This is a genomic window from Streptomyces sp. MJM8645 (assembly GCF_001625365.1).
GTDB lineage: Bacteria > Actinomycetota > Actinomycetes > Streptomycetales > Streptomycetaceae > Kitasatospora.
On the sequence record NZ_LJJF01000001.1, the window covers coordinates 3,981,081 to 3,997,575 of the forward strand.

A 16,495-nucleotide genomic window follows, 5' to 3' on the forward strand; every position below is an offset into this window, starting at 1 on the left:
TTTCACCCACGGCAGATCATCTGCCGTGGGTGAAAGTTAACAAGGATCTTGCTGCCATGGAAGGAAGTTTCAGCCGTGTCGTGACGCGCCGCACATAATCAGATGCATGTTCGATCACAGGGTCTAAGCTGCAGAGATGGATCGCATGCCCGTCCACCTGCAAGTTTTCATGAGTGAAAACACGCCATGGACTCGCCACATACCTGCCGAGCGCGGTAGATTTCACGCATGCAGCAACGCACCCCCGCCACCCCCGGGGCGGAAGACCCGTTCCCCCGGTGGCTAGATAGCCGCCTGCGCGAGCTCGGATACGACCTAGGCGCCCGGGGCGGCGGCCGCACCAGATTCGCGGCTGACGCAGGCATCTCCGCCTCATCCGTCACCCGACTACTGGCCGGCCGCGGAACACCCGACGCGCCGCTGCTCGCCAAGATCGCGCCCGTACTCGGCGTGGAGCTAAGCACCCTGCTGATCAAGGCCGGCGTCGTCACGGCCGACGAAGTCAGCAGGGCGGCTACCCCTCAACCCGAGGGCCGACCGATCACACCGCAAGAGGCAGCCGCACAACTGGGCATCGAGAGCGAGACCGCAGTCGCGCTGTTCGTCTCGATGGTCGAGACCATGCAGGACCAAGAGGCCATGCGCCGCGATCAGGAGGTGCGCCGCATGGAGCCGTAGGGGAGGAAGCAGCACGTTGAACGAGGGGGGAAGGCGCGTGTTCGAGCGCCAGCAGTGGACGATCGGCACCGTGGCGGTTCTCGCAGCCGAGACTGTCGGAGTGCTTACCGTGGCGGTGGCAATGTGCCTGTCGGGCGACGACCGCGATATCGCATGGGTCGGGCTCGCCATGATGCTGGCAGCCCTGCCCGCCGCAATCGCCATGCAGCAGAAGCGCGCCGCCGAACTGCGCCAGGACGAGCGCGCAGAGATCCACAGCGCCGGCTACCGCCTGGCGCTTCGACACGTGGCCGAAGGTCTCCTGACACCCCCTCAGCCATCTGATCCCCGGCCGGGCTCGCAAGAGCCCGCCGACAACGTCGTGTACCTGCCGCGGGTCACCGACGCACCACCGGCCCGCGGCACCCAACAGGGAGGGAGGGCGGCACAGTGACGCCGCTCGTCGCCGCAGAAACCTTTATCGAGAGCGACCTCGAACCGTACATCGGGTACATCCGGGTTTCGACCTGGAAAGAAGAGAAGATCAGCCCCGAGATCCAGCAGGCCGCGATCCTGGAGTGGGCCAGCCGGAACCGCAAGCGCATCGTCCGGTGGATCACTGACCTCGACATGACCGGCCGAAACTTCAAGCGCAAGATCATGCAAGGCATCGAGGCCATCGAACGTGCAGAGGCCAAGGGCATTGCAGTCTGGAAGTTCAGCCGCTTCGGGCGCTCCCGCGATGGTGTCGCCGTCAATCTCAAGCGAGTTGAGAACACGGGTGGAGAACTCGTCTCCGCCACCGAACCCATTGACGCCCGTACCGCGATCGGACGTCTCTACCGAGGAATCATCTTCGAGTTCTCGGCATACGAGAGCGACCGCGCCGGCGAGCAGTGGGCCGAAACCCATGACCTCCGACGTTCCATGGGGCTCCCGGCCACCGGGCGGGAACGATTCGGGTACACATGGCACCGGCGCTATGACCCGAAGACTGAGAAGGTTCAACAGGAGTTCTACGAGCCGAAGTTGGACATTGGCCCTATCGTCGTCGACCTGTACCTCATGTACGTTGCCGGCTCGAAGGGCTTCGCGAAGCTGTGCGGGTGGCTCAACGCGCAGGGCTTCCGCACAACCCGAGGAAGCCTATGGTCGACCCCAACTCTCACCCGGTACATGGATTCGGGGTTCGCCGCCGGCCTGCTGCGCGTACACAACCGTGACTGCAAATGCAACGGGAGTTGCCCCAACTATCAGTTCGTCGAAGGGGCACACGAGGAGCTCATAGGGCCCGATATCTGGCAGCAGTACGTCGAGCGGCGCAAGCTCATCAAGGACACGGCACCACGCTCCCGACAGGGCAGCTACATGCTCACCGGCACGATGAACTGTGGTGGATGCCGCCGCAGTGCGGGTGTCAACGCCGCCCAGCGGAAGGGGAAGAACATCCGCGGATATGCCTACCGATGTGGAACCCGAGCCCAGCGGGGACAGCTCGCATGTGCGGGTTGCTACATCCTCCGTTCAGAAGTAGAAGGAGAGGTGACCGCATTCCTTCGCCAGCACGCAGATGGAATTGACGAGTCGCCATCTGTCCAGGTGCGGCAAACAAGGGATTTTGAAGCGGCCCAGAAGCGAACATCCCTTGCCCGGAAGGAACTTGAGAAGCAGCACAAACGGCTTACGACTGCTCTCACCAACCTTGCCGTAGACAAGAGTCTGAACCCCGAGAACTACGAGGATGACGTCTACGAGAAGGCAAAGGCCAAGCTGACCGACGAACGCGCGAGGATCACCAAGCAGCTTGAAGCGGCGACCGTTGAAGCAGCCCAACCCACCTTCACAGAGCTCCGCCCCATAGTCGTAGGCCTCATGGCCGAGTGGGAAACCCTGCTCGTCTCGGAGCGTAACGCGATCATCCGGAAGTTGATCAGGCGTGTTGCGCTGACCAAGAATGAATCCGGAGAAGTTGTTGTCGAGATCCACCCGTTGTGGATGCCGGACCCGTGGGCGTCGAAGGCAGCGGGACACGAGCTCGCGGCCTAGGGCGAAGAGAAACAGGTCTCACCTCGGCCGGGCCTGCTGACAGCGCCACCGTGGCGCGCCAGAATGCAGGCGACGAGCCCGCTACTAGTCAGTAGTGATCTCGACGCTCGCCGGACGGTCAAGGAGGACCCGTGTACAGCACCATGCAGGACGTACCGCTCACCGTCGCCCGGATCTTGGAGCACGGGTCTACGATCCACGGCCGTTCGACGGTCACCACCTGGGACGGCACTGGCCCGGTCGTCCGGACGTACGCAGAGGTGGGTGCCCGCGCCGCACAGCTCGCCCACGCACTGCGCGACGAACTCGGCTGCACCGAGGAAAGTGTTATAGGCACGTTGATGTGGAACAACTCGGTCCACCTGGAGGCGTACCTCGCCGTCCCCGCCATGGGGTCCGTGCTGCACACGCTCAACCTGCGGCTGCCCGCCCACCAGCTGTCGTTCATCGTCAACCACGCCGCCGACCACGCGGTGATCGTGGACGGCAGCGTGCTCCCGCTGCTCGCCGCCGTCCTGCCGGACCTCGCCCCGACGCTCCGGCACATCGTGGTGAACGGCCCCGCCGACCGCTCGCTGCTGGCCGGCTTCCCGGGCACCGTGCACGACTACGAGGAGCTGATCGCCGACCGGCCCACCGCCTACCCGTGGCGCAGCGACCTCGACGAGCGCGAGGCCGCCGTGCTCTGCTACACCTCCGGCACCACCGGGGACCCGAAGGGCGTGCTCTACAGCCACCGCTCGGTGTACCTGCACTGCCTCCAGGTCAACACCGGCGACAACTTCGCCTTCACCCCGCGCGACACCGCGCTGCCGGTGGTCCCGATGTTCCACGTGAACGCCTGGGGCATCCCGCACGCCGCCTTCATGTCCGGCGCCAACCTGCTCATGCCGGATCGTTTCCTCCAGCCCAAGCCGATGGCCGAGATGATCGCCGCCGTCCGGCCCACCGTCGGCGCCGCCGTCCCGACCATCTGGAGCGGCCTGCTGGACGAGCTCGACGCGGGCGACTACGACACCTCCAGCCTGCGCATGGTGGTCATCGGCGGCAGCGCCTGCCCGCCCTCGCTGATGAAGGGCTTCGAGGAGCGCCACGGCATCCGCGTGCTGCACGCCTGGGGCATGACCGAGACCTCGCCGCTCGGCTCCTTCGCCCAGCCGCCCGGCGGCCTCACCCCGGAGGAGGAGTGGCCCTACCGGGTCACCCAGGGCATCTTCCCGGCCTCCGTCGAGGCCCGGCTGGTCGGCCCGTCCGGTGAGCGGATGCCGCACGACGGCGTCGCGGCGGGCGAGCTGGAGGTGCGCGGCCCGTGGATCGCCGGGGCCTACTACGGCGGTGCCGGGCAGGACCCGGTCCGGCCGGACGACAAGTTCTCCGAGGACGGCTGGCTGCGCACCGGCGACGTCGGCACCATCACCGCCGACGGCTATCTGACCCTCACCGACCGGGCCAAGGACGTGATCAAGTCCGGCGGCGAGTGGATCTCCTCGGTCGAACTGGAGAACCAGTTGATGGCCCACCCCGAGGTGGCCGAGGCCGCCGTGGTCGCCGTCCCGGACGAGAAGTGGGGCGAGCGCCCGCTGGCCACGGTCGTGCTGCGCCCGGGTGCCACGGCCGGGCTGAGCGAGCTGCGGGCCTTCCTGGCCGGGCGGATCGCCTCCTGGCAGCTGCCGGAGCGCTGGTCGATCGTCGAGTCGGTGCCGAAGACCTCGGTCGGCAAGTTCGACAAGAAGGTGATCCGCGCCAGCTACGCGGCGGACGAACTGGACGTGACGGTGCTCGGCAAGGAGTAGCCGCCCGCCCGACCGCCGAGGGCCGGCCACCCCCGTTCCAGCGGGGTGGCCGGCCCTCGGCGCGTGCCTGGTGGATCTCGCCGGCCCTCGGCGCGTGCCGGGTGGATCTCGCCGGACCTTCGGCGTCAGGGCGCGGTCAGCCCGCCGCGGCGACGCCCGCCTCGCCCATCGCGCCGATCCGCCCGAGCAGGTCGACGATCCGGGACTGGACGTCGGCGCTGGTCGAGCGCTCGGCGAGGAACAGCACCGTCTCGCCGGTGCGCAGCCGGGGCAGTTCGCGCGGGTCGAGGTCCACCGAGGTGTAGACCACCAGCGGGGTGCGGTGCAGCCGGTCGTTGGCGCGCAGCCAGTCCAGCAGGCCGACCCGGCGGCGGCGGATCTGGAGCAGGTCCATCACCACCAGGTTGGGCTGCACGCTGCTGGCCCGGGCGACGGCGTCGTTCTCGTCCACCGCGTGCTCGACGTGCATGCCGCGCCGCTCCAGGCTGCTGATCATGGCGGCGGCGATGTCCGGGTCGCCCTCGACCAGCAGGACGCGCGGGGCGTGGTGCTCGCCGTCGCGCGGCGCGAGGGCGCGCAGCAGCACGGCCGGGTCGGCGCCGTACGCGGCGTCCCGGGTGGCCTGGCCGAGACCGGCGGTGACCAGCACGGGGACGCGGCTGTTGAGCGCGGCGGTGCGCAGCGACTGCAGCGCGGTGCGGGTGATCGGGCTGGTCAGCGGGTCGACGAAGAGCGCCGCGGGGAAGCCGGCGACCTGGGCGTCCACCTCCTCGCGGGAGCGGACGATCACCGGGCGGTAGCCGCGTTCCTGGAGCGCCTGCCGGGTGGCCGGATCGGGCTCGGGCCAGACCAGCAGCCGACGGGCGCTGCCGCCCTCCCCGTTCGAGCCGTTCGAGCCGTTCGGGCTGGCCATGGTCGGCGGCTGCTCGTCGGTCCGGTCGCCGGCGGCGGCGGGCAGTTCGGCCATCGGGCGCGGGGCGGTCCTGGTCTCGGCCGGGACGGGCGGCTGCGGTCCGGCGGCGGGCGTCGGCGAACCGCCGAGCGGGCGCGGCGGCGCGAGTTCGGCGAGGCCGGTGCCGACCGGGCGCGGGCCGGACGGGTCCTCGGCGGCGGGCAGCGCCGGGCGGGCGGGCGGCAGCGCGGCGGGGCCGCCGGGCGCGGGCCGGTCCTCCTGCGGGGTCTGGTCGGACGGCGCGGCCGGGGCCTCCTGGCCGGGGCCGGGCGGCACGGCCAGCCGGCGACGGCGGCCGGTCGGTGCGGCGGCGGGCTCGGGCTGCGCGGGTGCCGGGCCGGCCGGCAGGGCGTGCTCCAGGCCGGGGTACACCGGGGTGTCGGGGGCGCCGGGGAGGGCGAAGCCGCCGGAGGAGTCCTCGGTGGGGGGCAGGGCGCGGCGCCGACGGGGCTTGGTCTCGGCGCCGTCGGCGGCCGGGGCGCCTTCTGCGGTGGGCGTGCCGCCCGCCGGGGTGCCGTCGGCGGGGGCGGCACCGGTGCCGGGGCCGAGCGCGAGCGGTTCACGCCCGCCGGTCCGGTGCTGCTGCGGGCGCTCGCCCTCGACGGGGACGGCGTAGGCCGGGCCGGAGCGGCCGTCGTCCTTGCCCCAGGGGTCGCGCTGCGCGCCGTCCGGACCGGCCAGTCCCTGGCGGCCGTACGCGGGGTCGTTGCCGGTGCCGTTCCACTGTTCGGGGACGGCCCGCTCGATCCGGGCGGGGGCGTTCGGCCACTGGTCGGCGGGGGCGTCGGGGGCGGTCCGGACCGGGGGCGCGGGTTCCTCGGCGGCGGGGCGGCCACGGCGGCCGCGCCGCTCGGCGGCGGGTTCCTCGGCGGGCTGCTCCGCCGCCGCGGCCGGGGTCTCGCGCTCGGGCTGCTCGCCGCCGTCGGCGACCGGCTCGGCGTCCTCGCCGGTGCTGGGCAGCTGCGGGATGCCCGGCAGGTCGGGCAGGACGGCGCTGTCGCCCTCCTTGGGCCGGTCGGAGCGGCGGCCCTCGGCGGCCGCGCGCTCGGCGGCGGCCTTCGCGGCGGCCGGGTCCAACGGCAGCTCGACGACGTACGTGGTGCCGGCCTTGCCGGGCAGCTCGTGCGGCTGGAGCACGCCACCGTGGCGCTCGACCACCGCGCGGGCTATCGGCAGGTGGACGGGGCTGCCGCCGAGGCCGGGCCCGCGGATCTCGACCCGGGCGACCTCGCCGCGCTGGGCGGCGGCCAGGACGACGGTCGGCGGCTCGCCGCCGGAGGGCAGCGCGGTGGGTGCGCCGGGGGCGGCCAGGCCGGGGGAGGGGGCGGTCGGGGCGTCCAGGGCGAGGCCGATGCCGCTGACGTCGGCGACCAGGTGGGCCAGCGCCTGGGCGAGCCGGCGTTCGTCGGCGATCACCTCGACGGCGGCGGCGTGCACCGAGAACCGCACCCGGCCCGGGCCGACCAGCTCGCCGGCCGCCTCGACGGCCCGGCGGACCACCTTGTCCAGGGCGACGGGCACCCGCCGCTCGGTCGGCTTGCGGCGGTCCTTGCCGTCCTTGTTGTCCTTGCCGTCCTTCGCGTCCGGGCCGTCCGCCGGGGCGGTCTCGCCGGTCTCGCCGGCCTCGGAGCGCTGGTGCGCGAGCACGCCGTCGATCAGCCGGCTGAACCGGCGGCACTCGTCGGCGAGCCGGCGCAGCGTCCAGTTGGCCTCCGGCCACAGCTGCCCGGCCGGGTCGGCGGCGAGCGCGTCCAGCCGCTCGTTCAGCGCGGACAGCGCGCCGCCGAGTTCGCTCTCCAGGACGGCGGTGAGGTGTTCGTTGCGGGCGACCAGGGCGAGTTCGCGGCTGCGGTCGGTGAAGGTCATCACCGCGCCGACCAGCTGGTCGCCGTCCCGCACCGGCGCGGTGGTGAGGTCGACGGTGACCGGGCGGCCGTCCTTGCGCCACAGCACGGTGCCGCGCACCCGGTGCTTGCGCCCGGAGGTCAGGGTGTCCAGCAGCGCGGACTCCTCCAGCGCCAGCGGGGTGCCGTCGGCCCGGGAGTGCTGGATCAGCGGGTGCAGTTCGCGCCCGCCCAGCTCGCTCGCCCGGTACTCCAGGATGTGCGCGGCGGCCGGGTTGACCAGCACGCAGCGGCCTTCGAGGTCGACGCCGAGCACGCCCTCGGCGGCAGCGCGCAGGATCATCTCGGTCTGCTTGTGCTGGCGGCGCAGCTCGGCCTCGACGCCGAGCCGGCTGGAGAGGTCGCGGACCAGCAGCAGGAGCAGGTCGCTCGCGGAGGACGGGCGGGACCGCTCGCGGTACGGGTCGTACGAGGTGAGCCCGTAGCCGCGGCCCTCGCCGGTGCCGTCGTCGGGGAAGTCGTTGCCGGAGACCTCGACCGGGAAGCTGGTGCCGTCGGTGCGCCGGGCGGTCATCCGGACCGGGCGGTCGGGCTCGTCGCCGTCGCGGGCGGCCGGGCGCATCGAGCCGGGGATCCGGCTGGGGTCGAACTCGGGCAGGAGGTCCAGCACGCCCATGCCGACCAGCGAGGTGCCGGGCGTCTGGAGCGCGTGGACTGCCGCGCTGTTGGCGTCCACGACGGTGCCGTTGCTGTTCACCAGCAACAACGCGTCGGGCAGGGCGTCGAGTATGGCGGCGAGGCGAGCAGCGCCTCGGATCGGCCTGCTGCTCACGTCGACAGGTCTCCTCGGCTCAGGGCAGCTCCTCCGGAGACGGCAGTATCTCATTCTTCTTTGCGGCGGGGTCGACCCGCCTAGTAACGTGGGCGGTGGTTGGTGCCGAACCCCACGGTTGTGGCATCATCTCAGGCACACGGAACGGGTCCGCTCACGCGGACGTGGTCCCTGTGGAGGAGGCTTCGCCTAGTCCGGTCTATGGCGCCGCACTGCTAATGCGGTTTCGGGGTTATTCCTGATCGAGGGTTCAAATCCCTCAGCCTCCGCAGCCGGAAAGCCCCGTCGACGATCTTGTCGGCGGGGCTTTCGGCATCTCCGGGGCGGTTCCGGACCCGCCCCGCCGACCTGTTCCGCAGGCCGGGGCCGCCGGGGGTCCGAGCGGCCTCCAGGGGGTCGGCCCGGGGGCAGGGAGCAATCGATTTCGTCCCGCGTCGCAGGTCATGTAATGTTGTCCCCGCAACGCCCCGCTGGCACTGTTCATCAGGGCGAGCGCTCATAGCTCAACGGATAGAGCACTTGACTACGGATCAAGAGGTTGCAGGTTCGAATCCTGCTGAGCGCACCAATCTCCGCAAGATCGGGTTCGCCCGTTCCTTGCGCTCATAGCTCAACGGATAGAGCACTTGACTACGGATCAAGAGGTTGCAGGTTCGAATCCTGCTGAGCGCACCAGCGAGAAGCCCCCGGCCACCGGCCGGGGGCTTCTCCCGTTTCCGGGCCCGGACGAGGGCGCCGGGTGCCGCGTCCGTTCTGGATTGCGGGCCTAATGGATGAAATGCATCTGTTTCGGGTATATCCCGTCCTGCCGCTCGGATGGCCGCCAAACGGGTGGGACCCGGCCATAAGCGCAGGTGTCGCAGTATGACCGGCTCAGGATCGTGATTCCTTTTTGTCAGATCTTGTGCCCAGACTGCCCGGCACCCCGGCAGCCGACCGTGAAGGAGAGCCGGATGGGCCGACAGTTTCCCCGCACGGCCGCCGCCCTGACCGTCCTCGTGGCCGGGCTGCTGACCGGCTGGAACGCCCCACTCTCGGTGGCCCAGCAGTCCCCTGACGCCTGGTCGGGGGAACGCCGGGCGGTCCTGCCCTCCGGCCTCTCCGTCCAACTCGAATTCGCCGCCACCCCGGGCACCGAGGTGGCCGCCGCGGCCGGCGAACTGGCCGACCGCCCCGGCGGGGGGCGTGCGGCCGGGCCGTACACGGACGGAATGCACCCCGGAAACCCCGCGCAGACCTTCAGCGTCACCGAGAACCGCCCGCAGGCGGACGGATCCTGGCGCACCGTCGGAACGCTCCGGCTCGCCTTCTCCCGACCGGTCCGCAATCCCCGGCTGCACCTCAGCGGACTGGTCGCGCTCGCCACCGGGAAGTCCGGCACCACCAGCACCGCGGCCCGGCTGACCCTCACCGGCGGCTCACCCTCCGCCCCCACCCTGGTCAACCGCACCGACTGGCCCGGCTGGACGGTCGACGCCAACGCCCTCGCACCCGTCGGCGCCGACGGCAGCTCCGACGGCGCGGCCGGCTCCGTCTCCGAGGGCACCCTGGAACTCGCCGGCACCCTGCGCACCGCGGTCTTCCGGGTCGAGCAGCGCTCCACCGCCCGGGCCGGCAGTACCACCACCCCGCCCGTCCTGCGCCAGGCGTACACCGTCACCGTCGACGAGGACCTCGGCACCGCCCCGCAGAACTACGGCAACGCCTCGCACGTGCTCTCCGACCTGTTCCTCGGCGCGGACGCCGCCAACCCGGCGCACCGCACCCGACCCCGGTCCGCCGACGACCCGGGCACGGCCGACCGGTCGACCGGCGAGCCGCTGGTCCAGCTCGACCACGGGGCCGGCCGGCGCAGCGTCTTCACCAGCCCGCCGCCGCCCAAGCTCCAGCCCGGCCGCGCCGAGTACCAGGGCGCCGACCCGTCGATCAGCTTCCCCACCGAGGCCGCGATCGGCCGCTACTACCGGCTCACCGTCCCGGTGGCGGTCGGCGACCAGCCCGCGACCCTGGCCGGCTGGATCGACTTCGACCACAGCGGGCGCTTCGACCCCGCCGAGCGGGTGCAGGCCGAGATCCCGGCCGGCGCCGACACTGCGACCCTGGAATGGACCGTCCCGACCGGCGCCGCCTCCGGCGACACCTGGGCCCGGCTGCGGATCGCCCGCGACGCCAGCCAACTCGTCCCCTCCGGCGGCTTCGCCGACTCCGGGCAGGTCGTCGACCAGCGGATCAAACTGACCGTCGGCGCCGCCCGGCCCGAGATCGCCGAACCCGTCGACGGCGCCGTCCTCGCCGAGGCCCGCCCACGGATCCACGGCGACGGAGCGGTCGCCGGCGCCTCGGTGGAGATCCGGGACGGCGACGCCACGGCCTGCCGGGCCCGGGTCGAGCGCGGCGGCGGCTGGTCCTGCCGGCCCGATGGAGCGCTCACCGCGGGCCCGCACGCCCTCACCCCGGTCGAGATCACCAGCGGTGGCGTGGTGCTGCGCGGCGACGCCGTCCGGGTCACCGTGAAGACGGCGCCGCCCGCACCGCCCGTCCTCACCCTCCCGGAGTACACCAACGACCCGGGGATCCAGCTCACCGGCACCGGCGAGGCGGGCAGCACCGTCGCGGTCACCGACCAGGCCGCCGAACTCTGCCGCAGCGCCGTCCGGGCGGACGGCCAGTGGTCCTGCCTGCCGGTCGAGAACCTGGTGGACGGGCGCCACCTGCTCACCCCCGTCGCGGTCGACGCGGCCGGGAACCGGACGGCCGGGCAGGCGGTCGCGCTGGTCGTCGACACCGTCCCGCCGGACAAGCCGGTGCTCGGCTCGCCGGCCGCCGGGGAGACCCTGCGGGTCAGCCGGCCGACGTTCACCGGGCGGGCCGAGCCGGGCTCGAAGGTGCTGGTCACGGCGCGGGCGGGCGGCTCGGCGGCCTCGGGGCCGGCTTCGGCTCCGGCTTCGGGTGCGGGTGCGGGCGAGCGGACGGTGCTGTGCGGGGTGACGGCGGCGCTCGACGGCAGCTGGACCTGCACCGCCAACCGGGACCTGACGGACGGGCAGCAGTGGCTGGTCGTCACGGCGACCGACCTGGCGGGGAACGGGGCGGCGGCGGACGCGGTGCCGGTGCGCGTCGCGGCGGCGCCGAGCCCGTCGGCTTCGGCATCGGCTTCGACTTCGGCATCGGCGTCGACTCCTGCGGTGCCGAGTGCGGTGGCGTCGACTCCTGCGGTGCCGAGCTCGGGGGCGTCGGTTCCCGTGCGGCCCAGCCCCGCAGTCTCGGTGCCGACCGTGCCGACCGTGCCGAGCCCGTCGGCGTCGGCATCGGTGCCGGTGCCGGTCGGGCCGAGCCCGAGCGTGGCGGTGCCGGTGTTGCCCTCGGCCGGTGCTTCCGCGCCGGTGGCCTCCTCTGTACCGTCCCGTCCCGCGACGTCGCCCACGTCCATGTCCACGTCCAAACCCACGTCCACGCCTTCGAGCCCGGTCACCTCGTCGCCGAGCCCGGTTGTGGGGGCGACGCCCGTTGCATCCGTGCTCGCGCCGGCGCCGGCGGGGCTGCTGCCGATCGCCGTTCCGGCGGTCGCCCGGCCGCCGGCGGCGGTGGCCGGGCCGTCCGTTGCTTCAGTCACCCCCACCGTCCCGACCGTCCGGATCGCCCCCACCACCACCTCCGCCGATTCCGTCCCTCCGACGCTCCGTACCGTTCCGTCCCTGGGCGCCAGCCCGTCCCGGGCGGCCGTCGGCGTCATGGCGTCGTCACCGTCACCGTCACTGACACCACCTCTGACACCGCCTCCGCCTCCGTCACCGCCACCGTCATCGACGCCGGTGGCGGCCGAACCGCTCGGGTCCGCCGGGGAGGATGCCGGGCCGCTGCCGGCGCCGCCGAGCGCGTCGCCCGTGGGGGCGGCCGCGGAGGCCTCGCAGGCGGCGGCCGCGCGGTCCACCGCGAGCGGCTGGCGCGGTGGGGTCGCCGGTGGCCTGCTGGTGCTCGCCGGGATCGGGCTGATCACCCGCCGGGTGTTCGCCCGTGGTGACGGTGTCCGGCGGCGCTGACCTGCGCTGAACCATCCCGACTACCCGTTCATGTGCCTGCGCGTCAGGTCGGCTTCGGACGATTCGTCAGCAAATGTCGACACACCTCATCATAAATGTCGCATTTGATGACGTATGAACTTAGCCTGATCTTGGCACTGCCCGTCAGATCCGGGCCGCCCGTTGCGCGACACACCGACCCCGAGGATCCGTGCATGGACGTCACCCGCGATTCTTCGCAGCGACCCGACCACCTGCCCCAGGTACTCCCACCGGCCTTGCCGGAACGTTCCGCCTCCGGCGCGAGCCCGCTGGCCAAGGCCACGGCCGTCAAGACGGCCAAGCCGCTCGGCCCGGTCGACGGCGGCCCCGCGACCACTCCGCTGGTCGTCGTCCCCGGCCCGGCCACCGGCGCCTCCGCCGACCTGCGCGATCCGCTGGAGGCGGCCGCCCCGGCGACCGTCGAGATCCCGGAAACCACCCAGGTCGGCGCCCCCACGGCCGCCACCTCCCGCCGCCCCCCGCGCGCCGACCAGGCGGTCCGCGAGCACGGCGCCACCGCCCTGCCCGGCTGGATCGCCCTGCTGGTGGTGCTGGTCGGCGTGGCAGGCGTGCTGCTGATGCTGCTGCGCGACGGCGTCATCCCGTACTGGGACGCGCTGCCCGACCTGCGCAGCGCCGCCGCGCAGGCGAGCGGCCAGGCCGAGGTGGACGCCAAGTCGGTCGCCGCGGTCAGCGCGGTCGGCCTGCTCGTGGTGTTCGCGCTGGCCGGGCTGCTGGCCAACGCGGGCGGCGAGACCCGGGTGCTGACCCGCTGGGGCCGCTACCGGGGCACCGTCCGCCGCACCGGCCTGGTCTGGGTCAACCCGCTGCTGCGCCGACGCCGGGTGGACGTGCGGCTGCGGCACTGGCGCAGCGAGCCGGTCAAGGCGGTCGACCGGACCGGCACGCCGATCGTCGTCCGGCTGCTGATCGTCTGGCGGGTCAAGGACACCGCGCGGGCGCTGCTGGCGATCGAGGACCACGAGAGCTACCTGCGCGAGCAGGTCCAGGCGGTGCTCACCCGCACCGCGTCCATCCTGCCGTGCGACAGCAACGCGGCGCCCGGGCCCGCGCTGCGGGACGGGCAGTGGTTCGCCGACGAGCTGACCAGAGCACTGGCCGCCGAGGTCGCCCCGGCGGGCCTGGAGGTCTACTCGGCGCAGCCGCTGGCGCTGGACTACGCGCCCGAGGTCGCCGAGTCGATGCGCCGCCGCCGGCTGGCCGACCTGGACGCGGGCCTGCGGACGGTGCTGGTGGACGACGCGGTCGAGGCGGCGGCGCTCGCCGTCCGGCGACTGGAGCGCGCCACCGCCCACGAACTGGACGAGGCCGCCCGCAGCGCGCTGATGGAGCAGCTGCTGGTCGCCTTCGTCGCCCCGGCCGGAGTGGCCGCCTCGGTACCGCCCCCGGCCGCACGGGCCGGGCGGAAGGAAGGACGACCCGCATGAGGATAGCCACCGGCGCGTACGCCGATCCCGGCCTCGACCTCGACGCCGATTTCGACGCCGCCCTCGACCGGGGCCTGATCGGTTTCGAGGAGAGCACCGGCAGCATCCCCGCGATCGCGGGCTGCGGCTGCCCGAACTGCGCGGCCCGGCCGCACACCGCCCGCCCCGCGACGGCGACCGGCGGCAGCCGAATACACCGCGCCGTGCGGAGTACCTGCCTGGCCACCACCGTGCTGGCGGGCGCCGGCGTGGTCGGTCTGACGGCCGGTGCCGGGTCCGCGCACGCGGCGGCCGGGAAGCAGGGCTGGGACGGGTCGAAGTACTGGTTCAAGAACGGCGCCGGAGAGTGGCGGTGGACCAGCCACTACGACGTCTACGCGAACCGCGCCGGCCAGTCCGGCGGCTCCGGCGGTGCCAGCGGCAAGGTGGCCGCCGTGTCCAACGGTTCGGCCTCCTCCGCTTCCTCCTCCGGACTGCGCCAGGGCTGGGACGGGTCGAAGTACTGGTTCAAGAACAGCGCCGGAGAGTGGCGGTGGACCAGCCACTACGACGTCTACGCGAACCGCACCGGCCAGTCCGGCGGCGGTGCGGATCCCGCTCCCGCCCGGCCCGCGGCCACGCCGTCGGCGGACCAGGCGCCGGCTTCCGGCAGCGTGGAGTCGGCCATCGACTACGCGCTCGCCCAGCTGGGCAAGCCGTACGTCTGGGGCGGCAACGGCCCGTCCGGCTACGACTGCTCGGGGCTCGTCCAGCAGGCCTACCGGCGCAGCGGGATCAGCCTGCCGCGGGTGGCCGACGACCAGTACGCGGCCACCACGCCGATCAGCGCGGGGCAACTGCGCCGCGGTGACCTGGTGTTCTGGTCGGACAGCGGCCGGGCCTCCGGGATCCACCACGTGGGGATCTACCTGGGCGGCGGCAAGTTCGTCGAGGCGCCCAGGCCCGGCAAGACGGTCCGGGTGTCCACCCTCAACTCGGGCTACTACCCGACCCACTTCGGGCGGCCGTAGCGCCGGGGCGCACCGGGCCCCCGACAGCGGCGTGCTGTCGGGGGCCCGAAGCGCGACCTGGTCGTCCCCGCGGAGGGAACGGGTGCGCAGTTCGGGCCCGATCTGCCAATCGGCCGGTGCGCCGTGCGCGTTGGCCGTCTTTTCCGGGGCGGATTCGCCGACCGCCCGGAAAGTCTCCTGGATTTCGTCGAGGGTGCCGGCGCGGGCCCTCGGATCGGCGGGGCCGACGGTCACTCTGCCGGTGTTACCGCCCGGGCCCGGATTGTTTGCGGAATCGAGGGCCGGGCGCGCGTACTTCTTCCGGTCCTCGTCGTCGAAGAGCCCGTCCCGGGCGGGATTTCCGGCGAGGCTGCCCCCGTGGCGGCTTCGGCGTTGAAGTCCTGTTCCGTGCCCGGTCGTTCGTGGGCCAAGGCTGATCACTGCGGCCGGTGTTCTCAGCCGGGTGGGGTTCGCCGGGCACGGGTGCAGGCTGCGAACGGGCCCGGGTGGGGGCGGGTTCGCAGCCTGCGGGGTGGGGCGGGGTCAGGCGGAGGCGGTGTCGAGGAGGGCGGTCTGTTCGGGGGTGAGGCGGAGCGTGGTGGCTGCCAGCAGGGGCGGGAGCTGCTCGACGGTGCGGGCGCTGGCGATGGGGGCGGCGACCGTCGGCCGCCCGGCCAGCCAGGCGAGGGCGACCGTGGCGAGTGCGACGCCGTGCTCCCCGGCGACGGTGTCCAGGGCCGCCAGCACCTTCGGGCCGCGCGGGTCGTCCAGGTAGCGGGCGGCGCCCTCGGAGCGGGCGCTGTCGACGCCGGGGCCGCCGGGGCGGTACTTGCCGGTGAGGAAGCCGGAGGCGAGCGCGTAGTACGGGACGGCGGCGAGGCCGTGCTCGGCGACCACGTCGGCCAGCGGGCCCTCGAAGGTGCCGCGCGAGACCAGGTTGTAGTGCGGCTGGACGGCGACGTACTTGGCCAGGCCCTCGCGGTCGGCGAAGGCCAGCGCCTCGGACAGCCGCTCGGCGCCGATGTTGGAGGCGCCGACCGCGGCGACCTTGCCCTCGCGGACCAGCTCGTCCAGCGCGGTGACGAACTCCTCGACCGGGGTGTCGTCGTCCCGGTGGGTGTAGTACAGGTCGATCCGCTCGACGCCCAGGCGGCGCAGCGAACCCTCGGCCGCGGCCTTGATGTTGGCCGCGCCCAGACCGCCGGCCTCGGGGTGCATGCCGACCTTGGTGGCGATCACGACGTCGTCGCGGTTGCCGCGGCTGCGCAGCCAGTTGCCGAGGACGGTCTCGGACTCGCCGCCGGTGTTGCCCGGGGCCCAGGCCGAGTAGACGTCGGCGGTGTCGACGAAGTTGCCGCCGGCCGCCGCGTAGGCGTCCAGGACGGCGAAGGACTGCTGCTCGTCGGCCGTCCAGCCGAAGACGTTGCCGCCGAGGGAGAGCGGGAAGACGGACAGGTCGGAGGCGCCGAGGCGGACCCGGCCCGGGGCGTCGCTGTGGTTTCCGGTCATGGTCGGATTCAACCGGATCGCACCGGGCGGCATTCCGCGTGTCGGGCGGACTTCACGAGGATGTCGTACCACCGTTGCACGACCGGGTGGTGGGGGTCGCGCAGGAGGGGTCCGGGGTGTCCGTGAGGTGGGCGGATTCGTTAGAGTCCGTGCCATGGCTGACAACGACTACGACCCCGCCGGCAGCACCCAGATGTTCCGGGCGTTCGTCGACGAGACCCCGGCGGCCCCGCAGGCGCCGGGCACCGTCTCCACCTACGGCCGCAGCAGCAGCGGTGGTGGTGGCCGTACCGGCGTGATCGCGCTGGTCGCCGTCATCGTGCTGGCCGTGTTGGGCGGCGTCATCTGGCTGGCGGTCAAGTGA

The 16,495-nt window shown here is 72.9% G+C and carries 10 protein-coding genes and 3 tRNA genes; 11 read left to right on the forward strand and 2 right to left on the reverse strand.

The window, feature by feature from the left end; genetic code table 11:
• Positions 1-228 precede the first annotated feature (228 nt).
• From A6F73_RS17140 to A6F73_RS17155, 4 genes are all read left to right on the forward strand, one after another.
• Positions 229-678, forward strand: coding sequence for a helix-turn-helix transcriptional regulator (locus tag A6F73_RS17140; RefSeq protein WP_063348613.1), 450 nt, complete (start codon positions 229-231; stop codon positions 676-678).
• 37 nt (positions 679-715) lie between these two features.
• Positions 716-1,111 carry a hypothetical protein gene (locus A6F73_RS17145; RefSeq protein ID WP_063348614.1) on the forward strand — a complete coding sequence of 132 codons (396 nt, stop codon included), beginning with the start codon at positions 716-718 and terminating at the stop codon, positions 1,109-1,111.
• Complete coding sequence (locus A6F73_RS17150; protein WP_063348615.1) at positions 1,108-2,703, forward strand: recombinase family protein; 1,596 nt, start codon at positions 1,108-1,110, stop codon at positions 2,701-2,703. Before A6F73_RS17145 ends, A6F73_RS17150 begins: the two co-directional genes overlap by 4 nt.
• A gap of 131 nt (positions 2,704-2,834) precedes the next feature.
• Positions 2,835-4,496, forward strand: a complete 1,662-nt coding sequence (locus A6F73_RS17155) for a long-chain fatty acid--CoA ligase (protein ID WP_063348616.1) — start codon at positions 2,835-2,837, stop codon at positions 4,494-4,496.
• Between the two features lie 136 nt (positions 4,497-4,632).
• Here the strand turns inward: A6F73_RS17155 and A6F73_RS17160 are convergent, their stop codons facing one another.
• Positions 4,633-8,124, reverse strand: coding sequence for a PAS domain-containing protein (locus A6F73_RS17160; protein WP_107452904.1), 3,492 nt, complete (start codon positions 8,122-8,124; stop codon positions 4,633-4,635).
• A 178-nt stretch (positions 8,125-8,302) separates the two neighbouring features.
• On the opposite strand from A6F73_RS17160, the gene A6F73_RS17165 reads away from it, so the two are divergent.
• From A6F73_RS17165 to A6F73_RS17190, 6 genes are all read left to right on the forward strand, one after another.
• Positions 8,303-8,393 (forward strand) — tRNA-Ser (locus tag A6F73_RS17165).
• Positions 8,394-8,616: 223 nt separating this feature from the next.
• A tRNA-Arg gene (locus tag A6F73_RS17170) sits at positions 8,617-8,692 on the forward strand.
• Positions 8,693-8,723: 31 nt separating this feature from the next.
• Positions 8,724-8,799: transfer RNA gene (locus A6F73_RS17175), tRNA-Arg, on the forward strand.
• A gap of 278 nt (positions 8,800-9,077) precedes the next feature.
• Positions 9,078-12,164, forward strand: coding sequence for an Ig-like domain-containing protein (locus tag A6F73_RS17180; protein ID WP_063348617.1), 3,087 nt, complete (start codon positions 9,078-9,080; stop codon positions 12,162-12,164).
• Between the two features lie 194 nt (positions 12,165-12,358).
• Entirely contained in the window at positions 12,359-13,633 is a 1,275-nt protein-coding gene (locus tag A6F73_RS17185; RefSeq protein WP_063348618.1) for an SPFH domain-containing protein, read from the forward strand.
• A complete protein-coding gene (locus A6F73_RS17190) occupies positions 13,630-14,643 on the forward strand; it encodes a C40 family peptidase (protein WP_063348619.1) in 1,014 nt (337 codons plus the stop codon). Before A6F73_RS17185 ends, A6F73_RS17190 begins: the two co-directional genes overlap by 4 nt.
• 522 nt (positions 14,644-15,165) lie before the next feature.
• Here A6F73_RS17190 and A6F73_RS17195 read toward each other — a convergent pair.
• Positions 15,166-16,131 carry an aldo/keto reductase gene (locus tag A6F73_RS17195; protein ID WP_063348620.1) on the reverse strand — a complete coding sequence of 322 codons (966 nt, stop codon included), beginning with the start codon at positions 16,129-16,131 and terminating at the stop codon, positions 15,166-15,168.
• A gap of 154 nt (positions 16,132-16,285) precedes the next feature.
• Between A6F73_RS17195 and A6F73_RS17200 the strand changes: the two genes are divergently transcribed.
• Complete coding sequence (locus tag A6F73_RS17200) at positions 16,286-16,495, forward strand: hypothetical protein (RefSeq protein WP_063348621.1); 210 nt, start codon at positions 16,286-16,288, stop codon at positions 16,493-16,495.

Coding starts and splice junctions, on each gene's coding strand:
- A6F73_RS17180 (WP_063348617.1), top strand. CDS start 9,078: ATGGGCCGACAGTTTCCCCGCACGGCCGCCGCCCTGACCGTCCTCGTG.
- A6F73_RS17195 (WP_063348620.1), bottom strand. CDS start 16,131: ATGACCGGAAACCACAGCGACGCCCCGGGCCGGGTCCGCCTCGGCGCC.
- A6F73_RS17140 (WP_063348613.1), top strand. CDS start 229: ATGCAGCAACGCACCCCCGCCACCCCCGGGGCGGAAGACCCGTTCCCC.
- A6F73_RS17190 (WP_063348619.1), top strand. CDS start 13,630: ATGAGGATAGCCACCGGCGCGTACGCCGATCCCGGCCTCGACCTCGAC.
- A6F73_RS17200 (WP_063348621.1), top strand. CDS start 16,286: ATGGCTGACAACGACTACGACCCCGCCGGCAGCACCCAGATGTTCCGG.
- A6F73_RS17185 (WP_063348618.1), top strand. CDS start 12,359: ATGGACGTCACCCGCGATTCTTCGCAGCGACCCGACCACCTGCCCCAG.